General features: G+C 47.8%; 10 protein-coding genes. 5 read left to right on the top strand and 5 right to left on the bottom strand.

From position 1 onward, the window contains the following. Positions 1-266: 266 nt before the first annotated feature. The gene (locus tag NG833_RS00340) at positions 267-1,019 is read left to right on the top strand and encodes an FkbM family methyltransferase (RefSeq protein ID WP_254563343.1); all 753 of its coding nucleotides are present in this window, start codon (positions 267-269) and stop codon (positions 1,017-1,019) included. A 91-nt stretch (positions 1,020-1,110) separates the two neighbouring features. On the opposite strand, the gene NG833_RS00335 is transcribed toward NG833_RS00340, so the two are convergent. Beyond that, positions 1,111-2,685 (bottom strand): NAD(P)H-hydrate dehydratase, encoded by a 1,575-nt coding sequence (locus NG833_RS00335; RefSeq protein WP_309143823.1) that lies wholly within the window; start codon positions 2,683-2,685, stop codon positions 1,111-1,113. A gap of 119 nt (positions 2,686-2,804) precedes the next feature. Further along, positions 2,805-3,608 (bottom strand): hypothetical protein, encoded by an 804-nt coding sequence (locus tag NG833_RS00330; RefSeq protein ID WP_254563342.1) that lies wholly within the window; start codon positions 3,606-3,608, stop codon positions 2,805-2,807. 193 nt (positions 3,609-3,801) lie between these two features. On the opposite strand from NG833_RS00330, the gene mnmA reads away from it, so the two are divergent. Further along, positions 3,802-4,860, top strand: a complete 1,059-nt coding sequence (mnmA, locus tag NG833_RS00325; RefSeq protein WP_254563341.1) for a tRNA 2-thiouridine(34) synthase MnmA — start codon at positions 3,802-3,804, stop codon at positions 4,858-4,860. Here mnmA and NG833_RS00320 read toward each other — a convergent pair. Further along, on the bottom strand, positions 4,857-4,994 hold the full coding sequence (locus tag NG833_RS00320) for a hypothetical protein (RefSeq protein ID WP_254563340.1): 138 nt from the start codon (positions 4,992-4,994) through the stop codon (positions 4,857-4,859). The two genes, mnmA and NG833_RS00320, sit on opposite strands and share 4 nt — an antisense overlap. Positions 4,995-5,235: 241 nt before the next feature. On the opposite strand from NG833_RS00320, the gene sat reads away from it, so the two are divergent. Continuing rightward, positions 5,236-6,417 carry a sulfate adenylyltransferase gene (sat, locus tag NG833_RS00315; protein ID WP_254563339.1) on the top strand — a complete coding sequence of 394 codons (1,182 nt, stop codon included), beginning with the start codon at positions 5,236-5,238 and terminating at the stop codon, positions 6,415-6,417. 1,041 nt (positions 6,418-7,458) lie between these two features. Beyond that, positions 7,459-9,726 carry a caspase family protein gene (locus tag NG833_RS00310; RefSeq protein WP_254563338.1) on the top strand — a complete coding sequence of 756 codons (2,268 nt, stop codon included), beginning with the start codon at positions 7,459-7,461 and terminating at the stop codon, positions 9,724-9,726. Positions 9,727-9,993: 267 nt separating this feature from the next. Here the strand turns inward: NG833_RS00310 and hppD are convergent, their stop codons facing one another. Beyond that, positions 9,994-11,127 (bottom strand): 4-hydroxyphenylpyruvate dioxygenase, encoded by a 1,134-nt coding sequence (gene hppD, locus NG833_RS00305; protein WP_254563337.1) that lies wholly within the window; start codon positions 11,125-11,127, stop codon positions 9,994-9,996. A gap of 72 nt (positions 11,128-11,199) precedes the next feature. Next, positions 11,200-13,038 carry an NYN domain-containing protein gene (locus NG833_RS00300; RefSeq protein WP_254563336.1) on the bottom strand — a complete coding sequence of 613 codons (1,839 nt, stop codon included), beginning with the start codon at positions 13,036-13,038 and terminating at the stop codon, positions 11,200-11,202. A gap of 68 nt (positions 13,039-13,106) precedes the next feature. Between NG833_RS00300 and NG833_RS00295 the strand changes: the two genes are divergently transcribed. Next, entirely contained in the window at positions 13,107-14,615 is a 1,509-nt protein-coding gene (locus NG833_RS00295) for a UbiD family decarboxylase (protein WP_254563335.1), read from the top strand. Positions 14,616-15,253 lie beyond the last annotated feature (638 nt).

The raw sequence follows: 15,253 nt of genomic DNA, 5'->3' as shown, positions 1-15,253 counted from the left end.
GCAATGCTTGCGCCCCTGGGGCGCAAGCATTGCGCCCCTACACATACCTTCCTTTCATCAGTTGAACGGTTGGATGATTTATATTTTGCAATCCCCTAATGGTAGGATTACCCCCGGTTTTAGCCAGCTGTATAACCTAACCAAGCTGCTTATAACCTCCGTGAAATTTTTGCCAATGGCCTTACCATTTCTTAAAAGCGTGCTAAATTAAAAGAGCAAGAAACCGCACAGATTGTCAGGTTTTTTTCTATCTCTACGAAAAAAATATGCTTAAAAGTCTCATCAAATCACTGGTATTAGCTGCGGGTTATCAGATAACAGCTAAAAACGTGATTACTGGATTAGGAGTCGATCCCTTATCTGATATCAATAAAATTTTATCCGACCCCCACTATAATTCTCACCTCACTCGCCCTTCAATCCATACAATATTTGATATTGGTGCAAATGTTGGGCAAACAGCAATTAAGTTTTCTAAAAAGTTTACCACCTCCGAAATCTACTGTTTTGAGCCGGTTCAAAAAACATTTAAAGAACTTCAGGCTAACGTTAAGCCTTACAAAAATATCCATCCTTATTGCCTAGGATTCGGCAAAAGACATGAGACAAAAGAAATATACATTTACTCCAAGTCTGTTTTGGCCTCTTGCATTGCCGAATCTCCGGTTATCTCATCCCGTAAGAGTTGCGACGTTGCCACATTAGAGCTAGAAACGATTGATGCCTACTGTCAAAAACATCAGATTAGTTCGATTGATATTCTTAAAGTCGATACAGAGGGGTTTGACTTTGAGGTGATTCAGGGCGCACAACAATTACTAGAGAATAAACGGATTAATTTTATCTACTTTGAGTTCTTCTATGTCGGAAATGACCATAGTAGCAAGCTAGGCGGGAGATTGATAGACATTCACAATTTTTTGCTCCCCTTTGGATATCGACCTGTTTCCTTCTATACGGATTTTATTCATCAAAAACATATAGCCGGTTGCTATAATGCTCTCTATATGCGATGGTAAACGGAAAAATAAGTAATTCAACCCACCCATCAGGGGTGAGAGTCAGTTAAAGACGGGCTGTTTTAGTAGTCCTGAGTTATCCTAATCATTTTTACAAGTCATTGCCCGATCGCACCAACTGCGGCAACACCTTCAGTAAATACTCGCTTAACGTCACCGCATCTACTCCTAACTCCGTGCGAACACCAGCAGCAGAAATGGCAGCTTGGGCGTGCCACCATACGGCGGTTTGCACAAGAGGTTCTAGAGGAATTTTCCGGGCGATCGCCTGAGCCATTAAGCCACTGGATAACCCGGTTAAGACATCGCCACTGCCACCTCTTGCCAATGCCGGGGTACTTTCCGGGTTAATCCAAACCGATCCATCCCGATAGCCGATCGCCGTTCTGGCTTGTTTGAGCATCACCACCGCCCCACTTTCCTCAGAAGCCCGACGCACGGCCCTCACCAAATCCTCAGCTTCCTCCTGAACCTCGGGAAACAGACGCTTAAATTCTCCCGGATGGGGGGTCAACAGGGTAAAGGCTTCTCGTTGAGACAGGGTGGGAATGGTTCCCAATCGCGCCAAAGCATTTAATCCATCGGCATCTAAAATCAAGGGCCGATCGCTGGCTAACACAGCTTGAACCACCGCCATCGCATCTAGGGTCAAGCCACAACCACAGGCGATCGCATCAAAGGAACTCAAGTCGATGCTATCGGGCAAATCAGCGATCGCCCCAGAAGCAGTTTCTGGACATCCGACAATCAGCGCATCGGCTAATTGCTGACTCATGTACGGTTTGAGGGATTTAGGAACGGCGATCGTCAACATTCCCACCCCCGATGCCTTCGCCCCCAATCCACATAATAGGGCCGCCCCCATATACCGTTGAGAACCACAAATTGCCAGGAGATGTCCTTCCTTATACTTATGGGTCAATTGGGGACGAGGAAGCGGGAGATGGGCGAGTGCCACCGTTGAGGTAATCCGGTGGATGGGATGGCGATCGCCTAAAACCGCCTGAATATCTGCCAAAGGGATATCAAAATCAATTAATTCCGGCTTTCCCACATAAGCCAATGCTTGATCATGAAATAATCCTAACTTCCATAACCCCAAGCAAAAGGTATGGGTAGCCTGAATTGCCGTTCCTAAAACTGCTCCCGTATCCGTATGCAACCCCGAGGGTAAATCAATACTGATCGCAGGTTGAGACTGTTCATTTAATCGGTCAATTCCCTGAGCAATCTCCCCAGAAATTGCCCGTTCTAATCCGAATCCAAATAATCCATCCACAATCAAATCACAATCCAGGAGGGGTTCAATTTGGTCAACAAACTCAACCCCCAAACTGGCCACATATTGCCCATGCTTCCCCGTCAAATCCTTGCATTTAGCCAGGGGTCGATAAATCAGCACCTCATATCCGGCAAAATGTAACTCTCGGGCCACCACCAAAGCATCTCCGCCATTGTGACCCGGACCCACCAACACCCCAACTCGTTGGACTCTGGGACGAGGATAGAGGGCAATCAACCGATGAAAAATAGCCTGGGCCACCTTTTCCATTAATGCAGCGACGGGCATTCCGGCGGCAAAGAGTCGTCCTTCAATGGCGCTCATTTGCCCTGAAGTCACGATGACTTGATGAATTAGAGTTTGACGATTTTGCTGTTGGGTCACGGTCCGCTGTTCTGGATGAATCAACAATTTAAAGGGTTATTAATGCTAGATTTTTAAAGTTAAATTTTAAGGATTTTGTTGGGGACACGGCATTGCCGTGTCCTGTTTTAGGAAATTAATCAATCATATTGATGAACCCGAGCATCAATGCCAAAATTACGAATATAACCGCTTTCTTGTTGAGCAGTGATGCGATTGGGGTAAGGTCCGATCGCCAGATGGGGTCCAAAGGGAACGGTGCGGACGGAGATTTCTTGGTAGGCAATTCCGGCAGTAGTTAGTTGAGTCGTAATCCGGGAAAAGTCATTGGGGTTGCCGGGAATGATGACAAAATAGGGATTAGAAATGCCCAAAGAGGCAGCCGGTGGACCAACAGCAGAGGCGATCGCCGGGGAGATGGGTTCAATAGTGCCGATCGCCGAACGAATCCCGACCAATAACTCTAATTCTCGCGCCCGTCTGTAGGCATTGGAGTTATTCACAAACATCCCCGCTTGAATCACGGTTTTTCCGTCCAACTCCTTAATAAATGCCTCCGGTTCGATTAACCGAACTTGGGCGAGTACGATGGGGTTATTCGTGGGGATATAGACCACATAACGCTTAGAACTCGGCAGTGGAGGAAGCCCAGGTGGGGCCGGAGGGAGTTCAAACTGGGGAATCGGTCCCGGGGAGAAAGGGGGTTGCTGGGAGGGAACCGGAAGTTGGGGGAGTTGTTGCGGTTGTTGCTGGGGAAATTGTTGGAGGGGTGGAAGTTGGGGAAGGGTTTGAGCGATCGCCCGTTGAGACGGTAGCAACAACTCAGCGGCGACTCCCACCGTTAAACCGAACCCTAAAATCGCCCCTACCCAGACATCAGGCGATCGCGCCGAACTCCATTCACGATTCCTAGAACCGAACGAACCGAATCGTAGATTTTCCATACAGGGATATCCACTCACCAAGCAAGATTATGAGGTTTTTAGACACTCTAGCACAGGAAATTCCAGACATTTTTCAGGTCTAACCGAAAATCTCAATAAATTTGACCATGAATTTCAACTCGATCTGTTAGCCTAGAAAGAGATTGTTATTGTCTGGCCGAATTGTTTAGATAGCGGCCTTTTATGGGATTTTATGAGCAAAGTCGTCGTTGGCCTCTCTGGTGGAGTGGATAGTTCTACCGCAGCCGCCATCCTACATCATCAAGGATATGAAGTCATTGGTCTTACCCTGTGGTTAATGAAGGGGAAGGGTCAATGCTGCTCTGAGGGGATGGTCGATGCTGCCGCAATTTGTGAAGACTTGGATATTCCCCATCACATCGTCGATACTCGCCAGTTATTTCAAGAAAAAATTGTCGATTACTTAGTGGCGGGATATAGTGCCGGGTTTACCCCATTACCCTGTTCCCAGTGCAATCGGGCCGTGAAATTTGGCCCGATGTTAAGTTATGCCAAAGAAGAACTAGGGATTGACAAAATTGCTACGGGACACTATGCCCGAGTCAACTATAACGAAGAGACTGGACGGTATGAATTACTGCGGGCCGTCGATCGCAATAAAGATCAATCTTACTTTTTGTACGACTTAACCCAAAAATTGCTGGCGGGATGTATGTTTCCCTTGGGTGAAATCACCAAGACAGAAACGAGACAGATTGCGGCGGAATATGGACTGCAAACGGCGGAAAAGCCGGAAAGTCAAGACTTATGCTTGGTGGAAGCCCACGGGTCGATGCAAACCTTTTTAGAACAGTACATCCAGCCCCAAAAAGGGGATATTGTCGATGTTCAGGGGAAGGTCCTCGGACAACATGATGGCATCCATCGCTACACCATTGGACAGCGTAAAGGGATTGGGGTTGCGGCAGCGGAACCCTTGTATGTGGTGGCATTGGATGCGGTGAAAAATCGGGTGATTGTCGGCGATCGCGAGTCAGCAACCGAACCGAGTTTCACCGTGGATCGCGTCAATTGGGTGTCGATCGCCCCTCCGACTGCACCAATTCGGGCAGAAGTTCAGATTCGGTATCGGACCTCGCCTGTTCCGGTGACGGTGATTCCTGAAGATCGCGGACATCGCGCCAAACTGGTGTTTGATGAACCGCAGTTTGGGGTAACCCCCGGACAAGCAGCAGTTTGGTACGACGGCGATCGCGTCCTCGGTGGCGGGATTATCGAACAGTTATCCTAGGGCGATTCTGTGGCGATCGGACCCGAAACCGGGTTTCTGCCTTGAATGGCGGCAAATTGCCAAAGGGTGAGTAAAGAAACCCGGTTTCTAACCCCCAAGACAAGAAACCGGGTTTCTGCCCAGAATTTCTGCAAATTAGCACAGATGGTTTGAAGAAACCCGGTTTCTAACCCATGTTGCTACTCTTGCCATCAAAACTTGAAAAGTCCCAATCTTAACAACCCGGTTTTTCAACAAAGCCGGGTTTTTGATATTGGGGCAATCTTGGCCTGAAGGCGATCGCACCGAATCGAGGCGTGTCAAACGTCCCAGATACCAGTATGATAAAAAATTAGCAAAGCTTAAGAATTGAACTATATCTAAAGAGGGATCGTTTTGACTCAACATCCAGATGCGATCGCCCCCCACGGCGGTCACCTAATTAATCGGATCGTCAGTCCCGCTCAAAAGCAGGAATTTCTCGCCCAAGCCGAGACTATGCCTCGCCTCCAACTGAGCGATCGCGCACTCTGTGACCTTATCCTAATTGCTATTGGTGGTTTTAGCCCCCTGACGGGCTTCATGGATCAAAAAGATTACGATCCCGTCGTCACGGATATGCGCTTGGCGAATGGTCTCCCCTGGTCCGTTCCCATCACCCTGCCGGTGAGTGAAGAAATCGCTGAACCCCTGAAAGAAGGGAGTTGGGTGCGCTTAGATGACACCGAAGGCAAATTTGTCGGCGTCCTGGAACTCACCCAAAAATATCGCTACAACAAGGCATTAGAAGCCGTTAACGTCTATCGTACCGAGGACCAAAATCATCCCGGGGTCAAAGTCTTGTACGAACAAGGACCCATCAATCTCGCCGGACCGATTTGGTTACTCGATCGCGAAGCGCATCCCCAATTCCCCGATTACCAAATCGACCCCGCTCAATCTCGGGCCCTGTTTCGGGAAAAAGGCTGGAAATCCATCGTTGCCTTCCAAACCCGCAACCCAATCCACCGCGCCCACGAATATATTACAAAATGCGCCTTGGAAAGTGTGGATGCCTTATTCCTGCATCCCCTAGTCGGCGTCACCAAAGGGGATGATATCCCCGCCGATGTGCGGATGCGCTGTTATGAAATTCTCATGGAAAAATATTACCCGAAAGACCGGGTAATTTTGGCCATTAACCCAGCAGCGATGCGCTATGCCGGACCTAGAGAAGCAATTTTCCACGCCTTACTCCGGAAAAATTACGGCTGCACCCATTTTATTGTGGGTCGGGATCATGCCGGAGTGGGGGATTACTACGGCACCTACGACGCTCAACATATTTTTGATGAGTTTGAACCCGGGGAATTAGGAATCGTGCCCATGAAGTTTGAGCACGCTTTCTTCTGTCAGTTGACCAAGAGTATGGCAACCACAAAAACGAGTCCAAGTAATCCGGATCAGCGGATTCACTTGTCAGGAACTAAGGTGCGGGAAATGCTGCGGAATGGGGAGTTACCCCCGCCGGAGTTTTCTCGTCCAGAAGTGGCGGCTGAACTCGCCCGGGCGATGCGGGTGGCTGTAGAGTCGTACTAACTGACTGAGAAGACAGGGGGATAGCGGTTCAGTAGACTTATGTGGTCTTAATTGTTCGTAGTAACGACTTCAGTCGTTCTCTTAAGTTCGTAAGCACGTAAGGGAATTGCAAAATATAAATCCTCCAACCGTTTAACTGAAAGGAAGGTATCTGTAGGGGCGCAATGCTTGCGCCCTCCGGAGGGCCTGCGCATTGCGCCCCTACATTGAGGGGGCTACTCCGTTGATCCGTCATACGAACGAACGTTTTGGAGATTTTATTTTTTGGAGTTCCCTAAGCCTGTAGGCGTGATCCCAAACATCTTGCTCGCTCTTAAGACAAGCGAGCAAGATGTAAAGCCTACGGCATAGCTAAGGGCTGACGCGCAGGCTACGCCAACGCTTACCGCACTCCAAAAGAATCTGCGATCGCTCTCGGGACAAGGCACCGCCTTGTCCTCCCCTCACCGTCAGGGCCGATCGCCTCTCGATGAAACCCCAATTAGCGCCAGGGGGAGCAAAATTCCTTGTTGTGGTTTTGACCGATCGCGATTGAAGGGGTATTATATACTAAAGAGGAAATAATTTCCTGACCTCAAAATAGCGAAACAATCGCTAAAAGTTGGTCTGTTCGTCCCCATTGGGAGACGAAAACAGCGGAAAAAGAGAGAGAAAAAGAACGCCAGGAAAATATCAAAAGAAAACTGGCGAGTGTTGAGAAAATATGGGCAAAATTGCCAAATACCCAATGCAAAATTTAGCTCTGTTGGCCAGACTTTCTTAACAAAAAAATATCAAAGATGCGGGTTCCAAGAGAGGATAAACCTCCCTGAACCCAAGATGGGTGAAGAGACAAGACGGGAAGGAAGACCCCACGGGCGATCGCAACGGGTCCCGGTATAAAGTGGTTATCATGACCGAACCAAGGGAATGGACTCCCCACGATGAGACCCCGATTAAACCTTGATGAGTCACTGAAGAAAGAAGCTGCCCCTCGGGTTGCCACGAGTCCATTCCCGGTGAAAAATAAGCATTATAAGGGTAAGAAGGACGATTTAGGGAATGGGACTGAAGCGACGAGAATTTTTACGCAGGGCAAGCGGCATCCTAGCCGGGTTGGGAATTAGCGAGTCCATCATCTGGAAATCTAGCCAGCGCTATTACCAAGCTTTGGCGGCACCCGCCTCTGGCAAGTTGGCGTTATTAGTGGGGATCAACGCCTATCCGGGCTTAAATCCCCTCTCCGGTTGTGTCACGGATGTGGAACTGCAACGAGAACTCTTGATTTATCGGTTTGGGTTTAATCCCCGGGATATCGTCACTCTGATCGATGGACAAGCCACTCGTGCCAATATTGAAGATGCTTTTATCAATCATTTGGGACAACAAGCAACCAACGGGGATTTGGTGGTGTTCCATTTTAGTGGATATGGTCGTCGGATTAATTGGGACCAATCCACCACGGGATTGCAAACCAGTTTGATGCCTGTGGATGGAGGAACCGGCAGTGGGGGAAGACCCGCCAATGATATTTTAGAGGCGACCCTCTGGGAACTGTTGCGATCGCTGAAAACGGACCGGGCGATCGCCTTCTTGGATACCAGCTACAGCTATCCGGGGACCACCCTCCAAGGAAATCTGCGAATTCGCTCCCAACAAGGGGTTCCCACGGGCAATCCCAGTGATGCCGAACTCGCCTTTCTGGAAAAAATCAGCCCAAAACCAGCTTTATTGTTTCCGCGATCGCCCTCCTCCTTTAAAGGGGTGGTTTTAGCGGCATCCGGTGCTAATCAGTTAGCCACCGAAGGCCGATGGAATGGCTTTAGCGCCGGAGTCTTTACTTATGCCATCACCCAGCAACTGTGGTTGGCCACCCCAGCTAATACCCTGCAATCCAGCCTCCAGAAAGCTTCTTGTGCCGTTCAGCAGATTGCGGGTTTTCCCCTGCAACAACCCCAACTTTTAAAAACCTTTGAAGCGCCACCCTCTGGAGAAGGCAACAATCCTCCCGATGAAACCTTACCGGGTTTTGTCTTTAATCAACCCAGTGCCGAGGGTGCTGTGACAGCGATAGAAGACAACGGTCAAACGGCAGTTTTGTGGTTGGGAGGACTTCCAGCTCAGGCGATCGAATCCTTAGAAGTCAATTCAATGTTCACCCCGGTTCCTTCAGGGAAAAGTGACCTGCCATCCTACCGCTTACAGGTGCGATCGCGAGACGGATTAACCGTGAAAGCGCAAGTCTTGGGGGTTGAACAATCAACCCCTGAGTCTCCCAACCCCCTGAAAGTCGGTCAAGTCGTCCAAGAAACAGTTCGGACAATCCCCCGGAATCTCAACTTGACCATTGCTTTAGATGCCGGATTGCAACGCATCGAACGGGTGGATGCCACCAGTGCCTTTGCTGGAATTCCCCGAGTAACCACCGTGATTGCCGGAGAACAACCGGCAGACTATTTATTTGGGCGAGCTCAAGAGGCGATGTTAGCGCAACTCCCCAGTTCCGCCTTACCGATGATTCCCCCCGGGAGTTATGCGCTATTTTCCCTGGGGAAAAACCTGCTGCTGAACACGATGGGAGAACAGGGAGAAGCGATTAAATCCTCGGCACAGCGGTTAGTTCCCCAACTGCAAACGTTACTGGCGACCAAATTATTGCGGTTGAGCTCCAATGAAGGGTCTTCTCGGTTGGGAGTGCGGGTTAACTTGGAAACTTTGGGACCTGAAGCCAAGGCGATCGTGCAAAGCGAAACCCGTCGCGCCCCTTGGGAAGCCCCCGAGTTATCTGCGGTTCCCCTGTCGCGCAATGGGAATAGTCCGTTAGGGGTTCCCTTGGGGAGTCGGATTCGCTATCGGGCCTTTAATTATAGCGATCGCCCCTTATACTGCCTGCTCTTTTCCTTAGATAATAGTGGCAATGCGATCGTCCTCTATCCCTCCGATGACCCCAGCACTTCCAATACTGGACAAACTCAACCCACCTTAGAACAAAATCTGCTACTTCCCGGGGAAACCCTGACAATTCCTACGGGTTCGGGTACGGGATCATGGGTGGTGCATGGTCAAGCGGGATTAACGGAAACCCAGGTGATTTTTTCATCCAGTCCGTTTACGAAAACCTTTTCTGCCTTATCTGGTTTCATGCGTCCCCAGGGAGATGCTCAACCTCTGATTCCCGTGACTAATCCCCTGGCGATCGTCCAAGCGATTTTACAGGACCTCCATACCGCCAGCCTTGCCAGTCTCCCCAATGCCAACACTTCCCCCGACCGCTGGGCGCTTCATGTGGATCGCTGGGCCACTCTCAGCTTTATCTACCGGGCAATTTAACAGGCGGTTAGAAACCGGGTTTTTCACCCAATTTTTGGCGATTCGTCACCAATTTAGGCAAAAACCCGGTTTCTTGTCCTGGGGACCTCACCGAGGGTTAGAAACCGGGTTTTTCACCCCAGTTTTGGCAATTTGTCACAAATTTAGGCAAAAACCCGGTTTCTTGTCCTGGGGACCTCACCGAGGGTTAGAAACCGGGTTTTTCACCCAATAGGCAAAAACCCGGTTTCTTGTCCTGGGGACCTAAACCTAATTCGATGAGGAAAATTAGGCCGAATCTTCCTCCCGTTTCAGTTGTTCTCGTTCGATCGCCTCAAATAAGGCTTGAAAATTTCCTTCACCAAATCCTGCCGCCTCCTCTCGACGCTCAATCACTTCAAAAAAGAAAGTGGGTTGTTCAAAAATGGGTTGAGTAAAGGTTTGTAGTAAAAGGGAATGTGGGGTTTCAGGAGGCCAATCTACTAAAATTTTTTTCCTTTGAATGTCTTGCCACTCTGCCGACCCTTCATCAAACCCCAGACGTTGGCGCAGGGTTGCATAATAAGTCGGGGGCACATCAATAAATGAGACTCCATTTTTCCGTAACTGAGCAACGGTTCCTAGAATATGATTCGTTTTTAAGGCAATATGCTGAATTCCCGGCCCGCGATTTATCTCTAAAAACTCTTGCACTTGAGAGGTATCGGAGGTGGGTTCATTAATGGGGAACTGAATGGAACTTTCGGGATAAATCATCACCTGAGAGTGCAATCCAGACCGTTCAGTTTGAATATCAAAGGTTTGCTGACCTTGAAATCCGAAAACCTTTTCATACCAGGATAAAGCGGTTTTTAAGTCTCCTTTTTTGACATTTAAAACAAAATGGTCAATATTGAGATAGAGACTATCAGAAACAGGATTTGAGGTCGGTTGAGGGAAAAAGTTTTGGGGTGAGTAGATTGATTTTTTAAGGGTTTCATCCGTTAAAATGGGATAAGTTGGGTCAGGAAAACTCGGGATGGCATCAGGGGAGTCACCCCGTTGAATTAAGGTATGACTCAGTTCTCCCCATCCGGCAATTTTTGCCGATTTTAACGGGGAAAACGATGGGGGTTGTTCCTGTAGGGGTTGTAAGACTTTTGCACCGGCAGAAGCTGCTTGATCCAAGCAGGATGCTAAATCCTCAACGGCAAAAGCAATATCTGCGACTCCCGGAGGATGGCGATCGAGATATTCCGCCACCGGAGAAGCAACAGACAAGGGTGAAGAGAGTGCAAACCGAACTAAACCACTTTGAATCAGTTCCGTGTGAGTGTCGGTGTGGGTGAAACTGGCGACTGCCTCAAATCCGAGGCAATCTACGAACCAGTCCCGTTGTGCTGTAGCATCTTTAACGTAAAAGTGAATGTGATCGATTTCCATGAATCCGATATCACTGTCCTCAATGACTCTAATGCCCTTTAATTTTACTCGTTTCCTCAAAAATCGGAGGGGTTAAGGCGTTGGGGACAGGAGGGCGACTTGATACACTTTCCCTATTTTTTTTAATTTAAACGATTTAGATAAATCCAGAAAATGGGTGAATTTTCCTTTGATTTTCAATCGTTTCATAAGCTGGGTAATCGGGATTCCATATTCGGCGTTAAATTCACTCGCCAAGGAGGAGAGAGGAATGGATTTTTTAGAGGAATTTTCGGTTAATCTTCCCAGCAGTTCTATCAAATACTTTTCTAAGTCTATCGAGTTTTTAATGGCGAAAGAAGAGGCAGCAGGGATTCCCGGTTTCAGGGTAAAAACTTTAGAATTAGGGCTGTGTTTTTCTCCGATGATGATTTCACCCGTTTGAGGGGATGGGGTCAGGGTAAATCTCGAACTGGACTGTAAAAATTTACTAAAATTTCCGGCAAGTCCTAATTTTTTAATAATCCAATTAGGATTTTGACCATAGAGTGCTTTAAATTCTGAACCTAACATTCCGGTGGAAATCGCCATTCCGGGATATTTCTTGTGCATAGAGGCGATCGCCCGTTCTAATGCTAGTTCAACTTCTTCTCTGCCATTAAACCCATTGTGAAGAGAACCCTGTGGCATTGTCGGGGGTTTTAAACTTAGAGGGTGAGAGTCAACCCCGGGGCTTGATTTTAACTCCAGACAATCGAATAAAGCAATGTAAAGTTCGGAATCTCCCGGGACTTGATGGACGACAAAATCATCCGGGCGATCGCAAAAGATGTGCCGGGCTTTTTTCCCCGGTTCCGAGGCGATCGCCACTTGACTCAGGGGGATTTGATAACGGTCCTGAAACACCGCACAAACCCGCGAAAATTTAACCCACTGTTTGCCACTTCTTTTCTGTTCAGCTTTGAGGATTCCCTTGAACGTTTTAACGCATTCTTCCACCGAAAGAACCGGGTTAATTTCCTCCATTCCATAAGTTTGAGTTTTACCCGTCTGCGTATTCAAAACCGTTAAAAGTTTCCCTTGTTTGCGAACTAGATACACTGTTAAACCGTGAGTCTGAAGCGTTGTACATAAATGAGTCATCACCCCATCGGACGAACAAACCAACACCTCCTTGGCATTGGGATAGTGAACAAAAATAGAGGAACCCACCGTTGCCATTTTCACATCTGCACTATCTTTACCCGGTGGAACATGAATCAGTTCATAATGCCGCTTATGGAGTTGAACATCCTTTTTTCCCATTCTTTGCCAATTAGCAAAGGCAATTTTAATTTGTAAATCATATTGACAAACTTGTTTTAAAAATTTTTCTGCTTCTTCATCTAAGGATAAATTTTCAGCATCTAAAAGTAAAATCGCAATCCCGCCCCCTGCCCCATTTTTGAACGCATTAAATTGGGCCGCCATTCCCAGAGAAAGGGCTTCGGGCAAATTAAAGCCTAAGCGAATGGCAAACTGTTCTAAACTTTGAGTTTCAAGGTCCGATTGCACCGTCAAGTTTCCCGATGAAAGGGCCGGTTCTGCCCGGACAAGTTCTTCTGGAAATTTAAGTAAGGTCCGAAAATTTTGGATTAATTCTAAAAATTCATAAGATACAAAAAATGGAGGTTTCATAAAAGCTTCTAAAAGCTTAATCACTCTCCGAATCAGGCTGTTTATGTCTTGATGATTTTGGCGTAACTCTGTTGCTATTTTTTCTGACAATTTTACTTGAAACTCTTCCCGATGCCAGGATTGATTGCTGAACTTTTCATTCAGCCATTCGGGATAGTGTTGATAGGCTATCCAAAGAGTTTTAGAAATCGCCCGACTTAATGGCGCGATCGCCTCTAATACCTGATGAGCAGTCAAACTCGGATCGTCTCGCATAGCGATTCCCGTAGAAAGTGACAGTATTCCATCATAATAAAAGACGATAGCTCGATTGATGGATAAACATGGCACGAGATTTACGGGAATTCCTGAACCTCCTAGAAACTAGGGGACAACTCCGGCGGATTACCACCTGCGTTGACCCGGATTTAGAGATAGCCGAGATTTCCAACCGGATGCTACAAGCTGGAGGACCCGCACTCCTATTCGAGAATGTTAAAGGATCGGCCCATCCCGTCGCAATCAACCTCTTAGGGACCGAGGAACGAGTCTGTTGGGCGATGAACATGGAAAAACCCTTGGAATTAGAGGAACTCGGCAGAAAACTGGCCCTCTTACAACAGCCGAAACCCCCGAAAAAAATTGCCCAGGCGGTAGAGTTTGGCAAAGTCCTCTTTGATGTCCTCAAGGCAAAACCCGGACGGGACTTTTTCCCCGCCTGTCAGCAAGTGGTGATTCAAGGGGATGACTTAGACTTAAACCAGTTACCCTTAATTCGTCCCTATTACAAAGATGCAGGGAAAATCATCACCTTGGGATTGGTGATTACCAAAGATTGTGAGACGGGAACGCCCAATGTCGGGGTGTATCGCTTACAGTTGCAATCTCACAATACCATGACCGTCCATTGGCTATCGGTACGCGGTGGGGCCAGACATTTGCGAAAAGCCGCAGAACAGGGTAAAAAACTGGAAATTGCGATCGCCCTCGGGGTCGATCCCTTAATCATTATGGCCGCTGCCACCCCCATTCCCGTAGACTTGTCCGAATGGCTATTTGCCGGACTCTATGGCGGTTCTGGGGTCGCCCTCGCCAAATGTAAAACCGTCGATTTAGAAGTTCCAGCAGACTCAGAATTTGTCTTAGAAGGCACCATTACTCCCGGGGAAGTCCTCCCTGATGGACCCTTTGGCGACCACATGGGCTATTATGGCGGGGTTGAAGATTCACCCTTGGTCCGCTTTCACTGCATGACTCATCGCCAAAATCCGGTTTATCTAACCACCTTTAGCGGACGTCCTCCCAAAGAAGAAGCGATGATGGCGATCGCCCTCAATCGGATTTATACCCCCATTTTGCGACAACAAGTCTCAGAAATTGTAGACTTTTTCCTACCAATGGAAGCCCTCAGTTACAAAGCGGCAATTATTTCCATTGATAAAGCCTATCCCGGCCAAGCAAGACGGGCCGCCTTAGCCTTTTGGAGTGCCTTACCCCAGTTTACTTACACCAAATTTGTAATTGTGGTAGATAAAGATATTAATATTCGTGACCCCCGCCAAGTGGTTTGGGCCATTTCTTCTAAAGTTGACCCCGTACGCGATGTCTTTATTTTACCCAATACTCCCTTTGATAGTTTAGATTTTGCCAGTGAAAAAATTGGCTTAGGCGGACGCATGGGTATCGATGCCACCACCAAAATTCCGCCCGAAACCGAACATGAATGGGGAGAACCCTTAGAGTCCGATCCGGAAGTAGCCGCAATGGTCGATCGCCGTTGGTCCGAATACGGTTTAGCCGATTTAGAATTGGCAGAAGTCAACCCCAATCTATTCGGATACAACATTAACTAATCGGTTATTCTCTTAAGTTCGTAGTAACGACTTCAGTCGTTTAAAGAAACCCCTGAAGGGGTTACTACGAACGTTTTGGCGGGTTTATTTTTTGCAATTCCCTTAGTACAACGTCCCGATTTCAGTCGTTCCCTCATGTTCGTAGTAACGACTTCAGTCGTTATCTTTCTTATTACAACGTCACGATTTTATCGTTTCCTATATTAGAGCTCTTGCAAAATTCTTTAAAGCCCCCCAGTAAATAAACATTTATTCCTCTGGCTTCCCCCTTCTTAAGGGGGACGGGAGGGGGATCTCTAAGGGGGGTTGGGGGGATCAATCCTTTTTTTTGCAAGAGGTCTATTCATATAGCGGTTCCCACATTTATTCACGTACATTTTTGGAGAGTGCGAGAACCGCTATAAATTCATCAAATGGGACACCGAGTACGCCAGTACAGCTTTCAAAAAATGCGGACAGAAACCCGATTTTACCGCCTAGATAAAACTGCTGATGGCTACAGAGTTTGTCAAAAAAACCGATTTCCAACCCATCTTGTCCCCCCGGACTAGAAATCGCTTAAAATTTTGGCCGGATCCCTACCCTCAGCCTGAGCCCTCTAACTTGGCACTTCGCTCGAAATCGGCTATCATCATTTT

Origin of the sequence: Oscillatoria sp. HE19RPO, from assembly GCF_024220515.1 — a bacterium.
In the GTDB taxonomy this organism is placed as follows: Bacteria; Cyanobacteriota; Cyanobacteriia; order Cyanobacteriales; family Laspinemataceae; genus Laspinema.
Note: the sequence above shows the minus strand (reverse complement) of the source record. Positions and strands in the feature narration are given on the sequence as shown.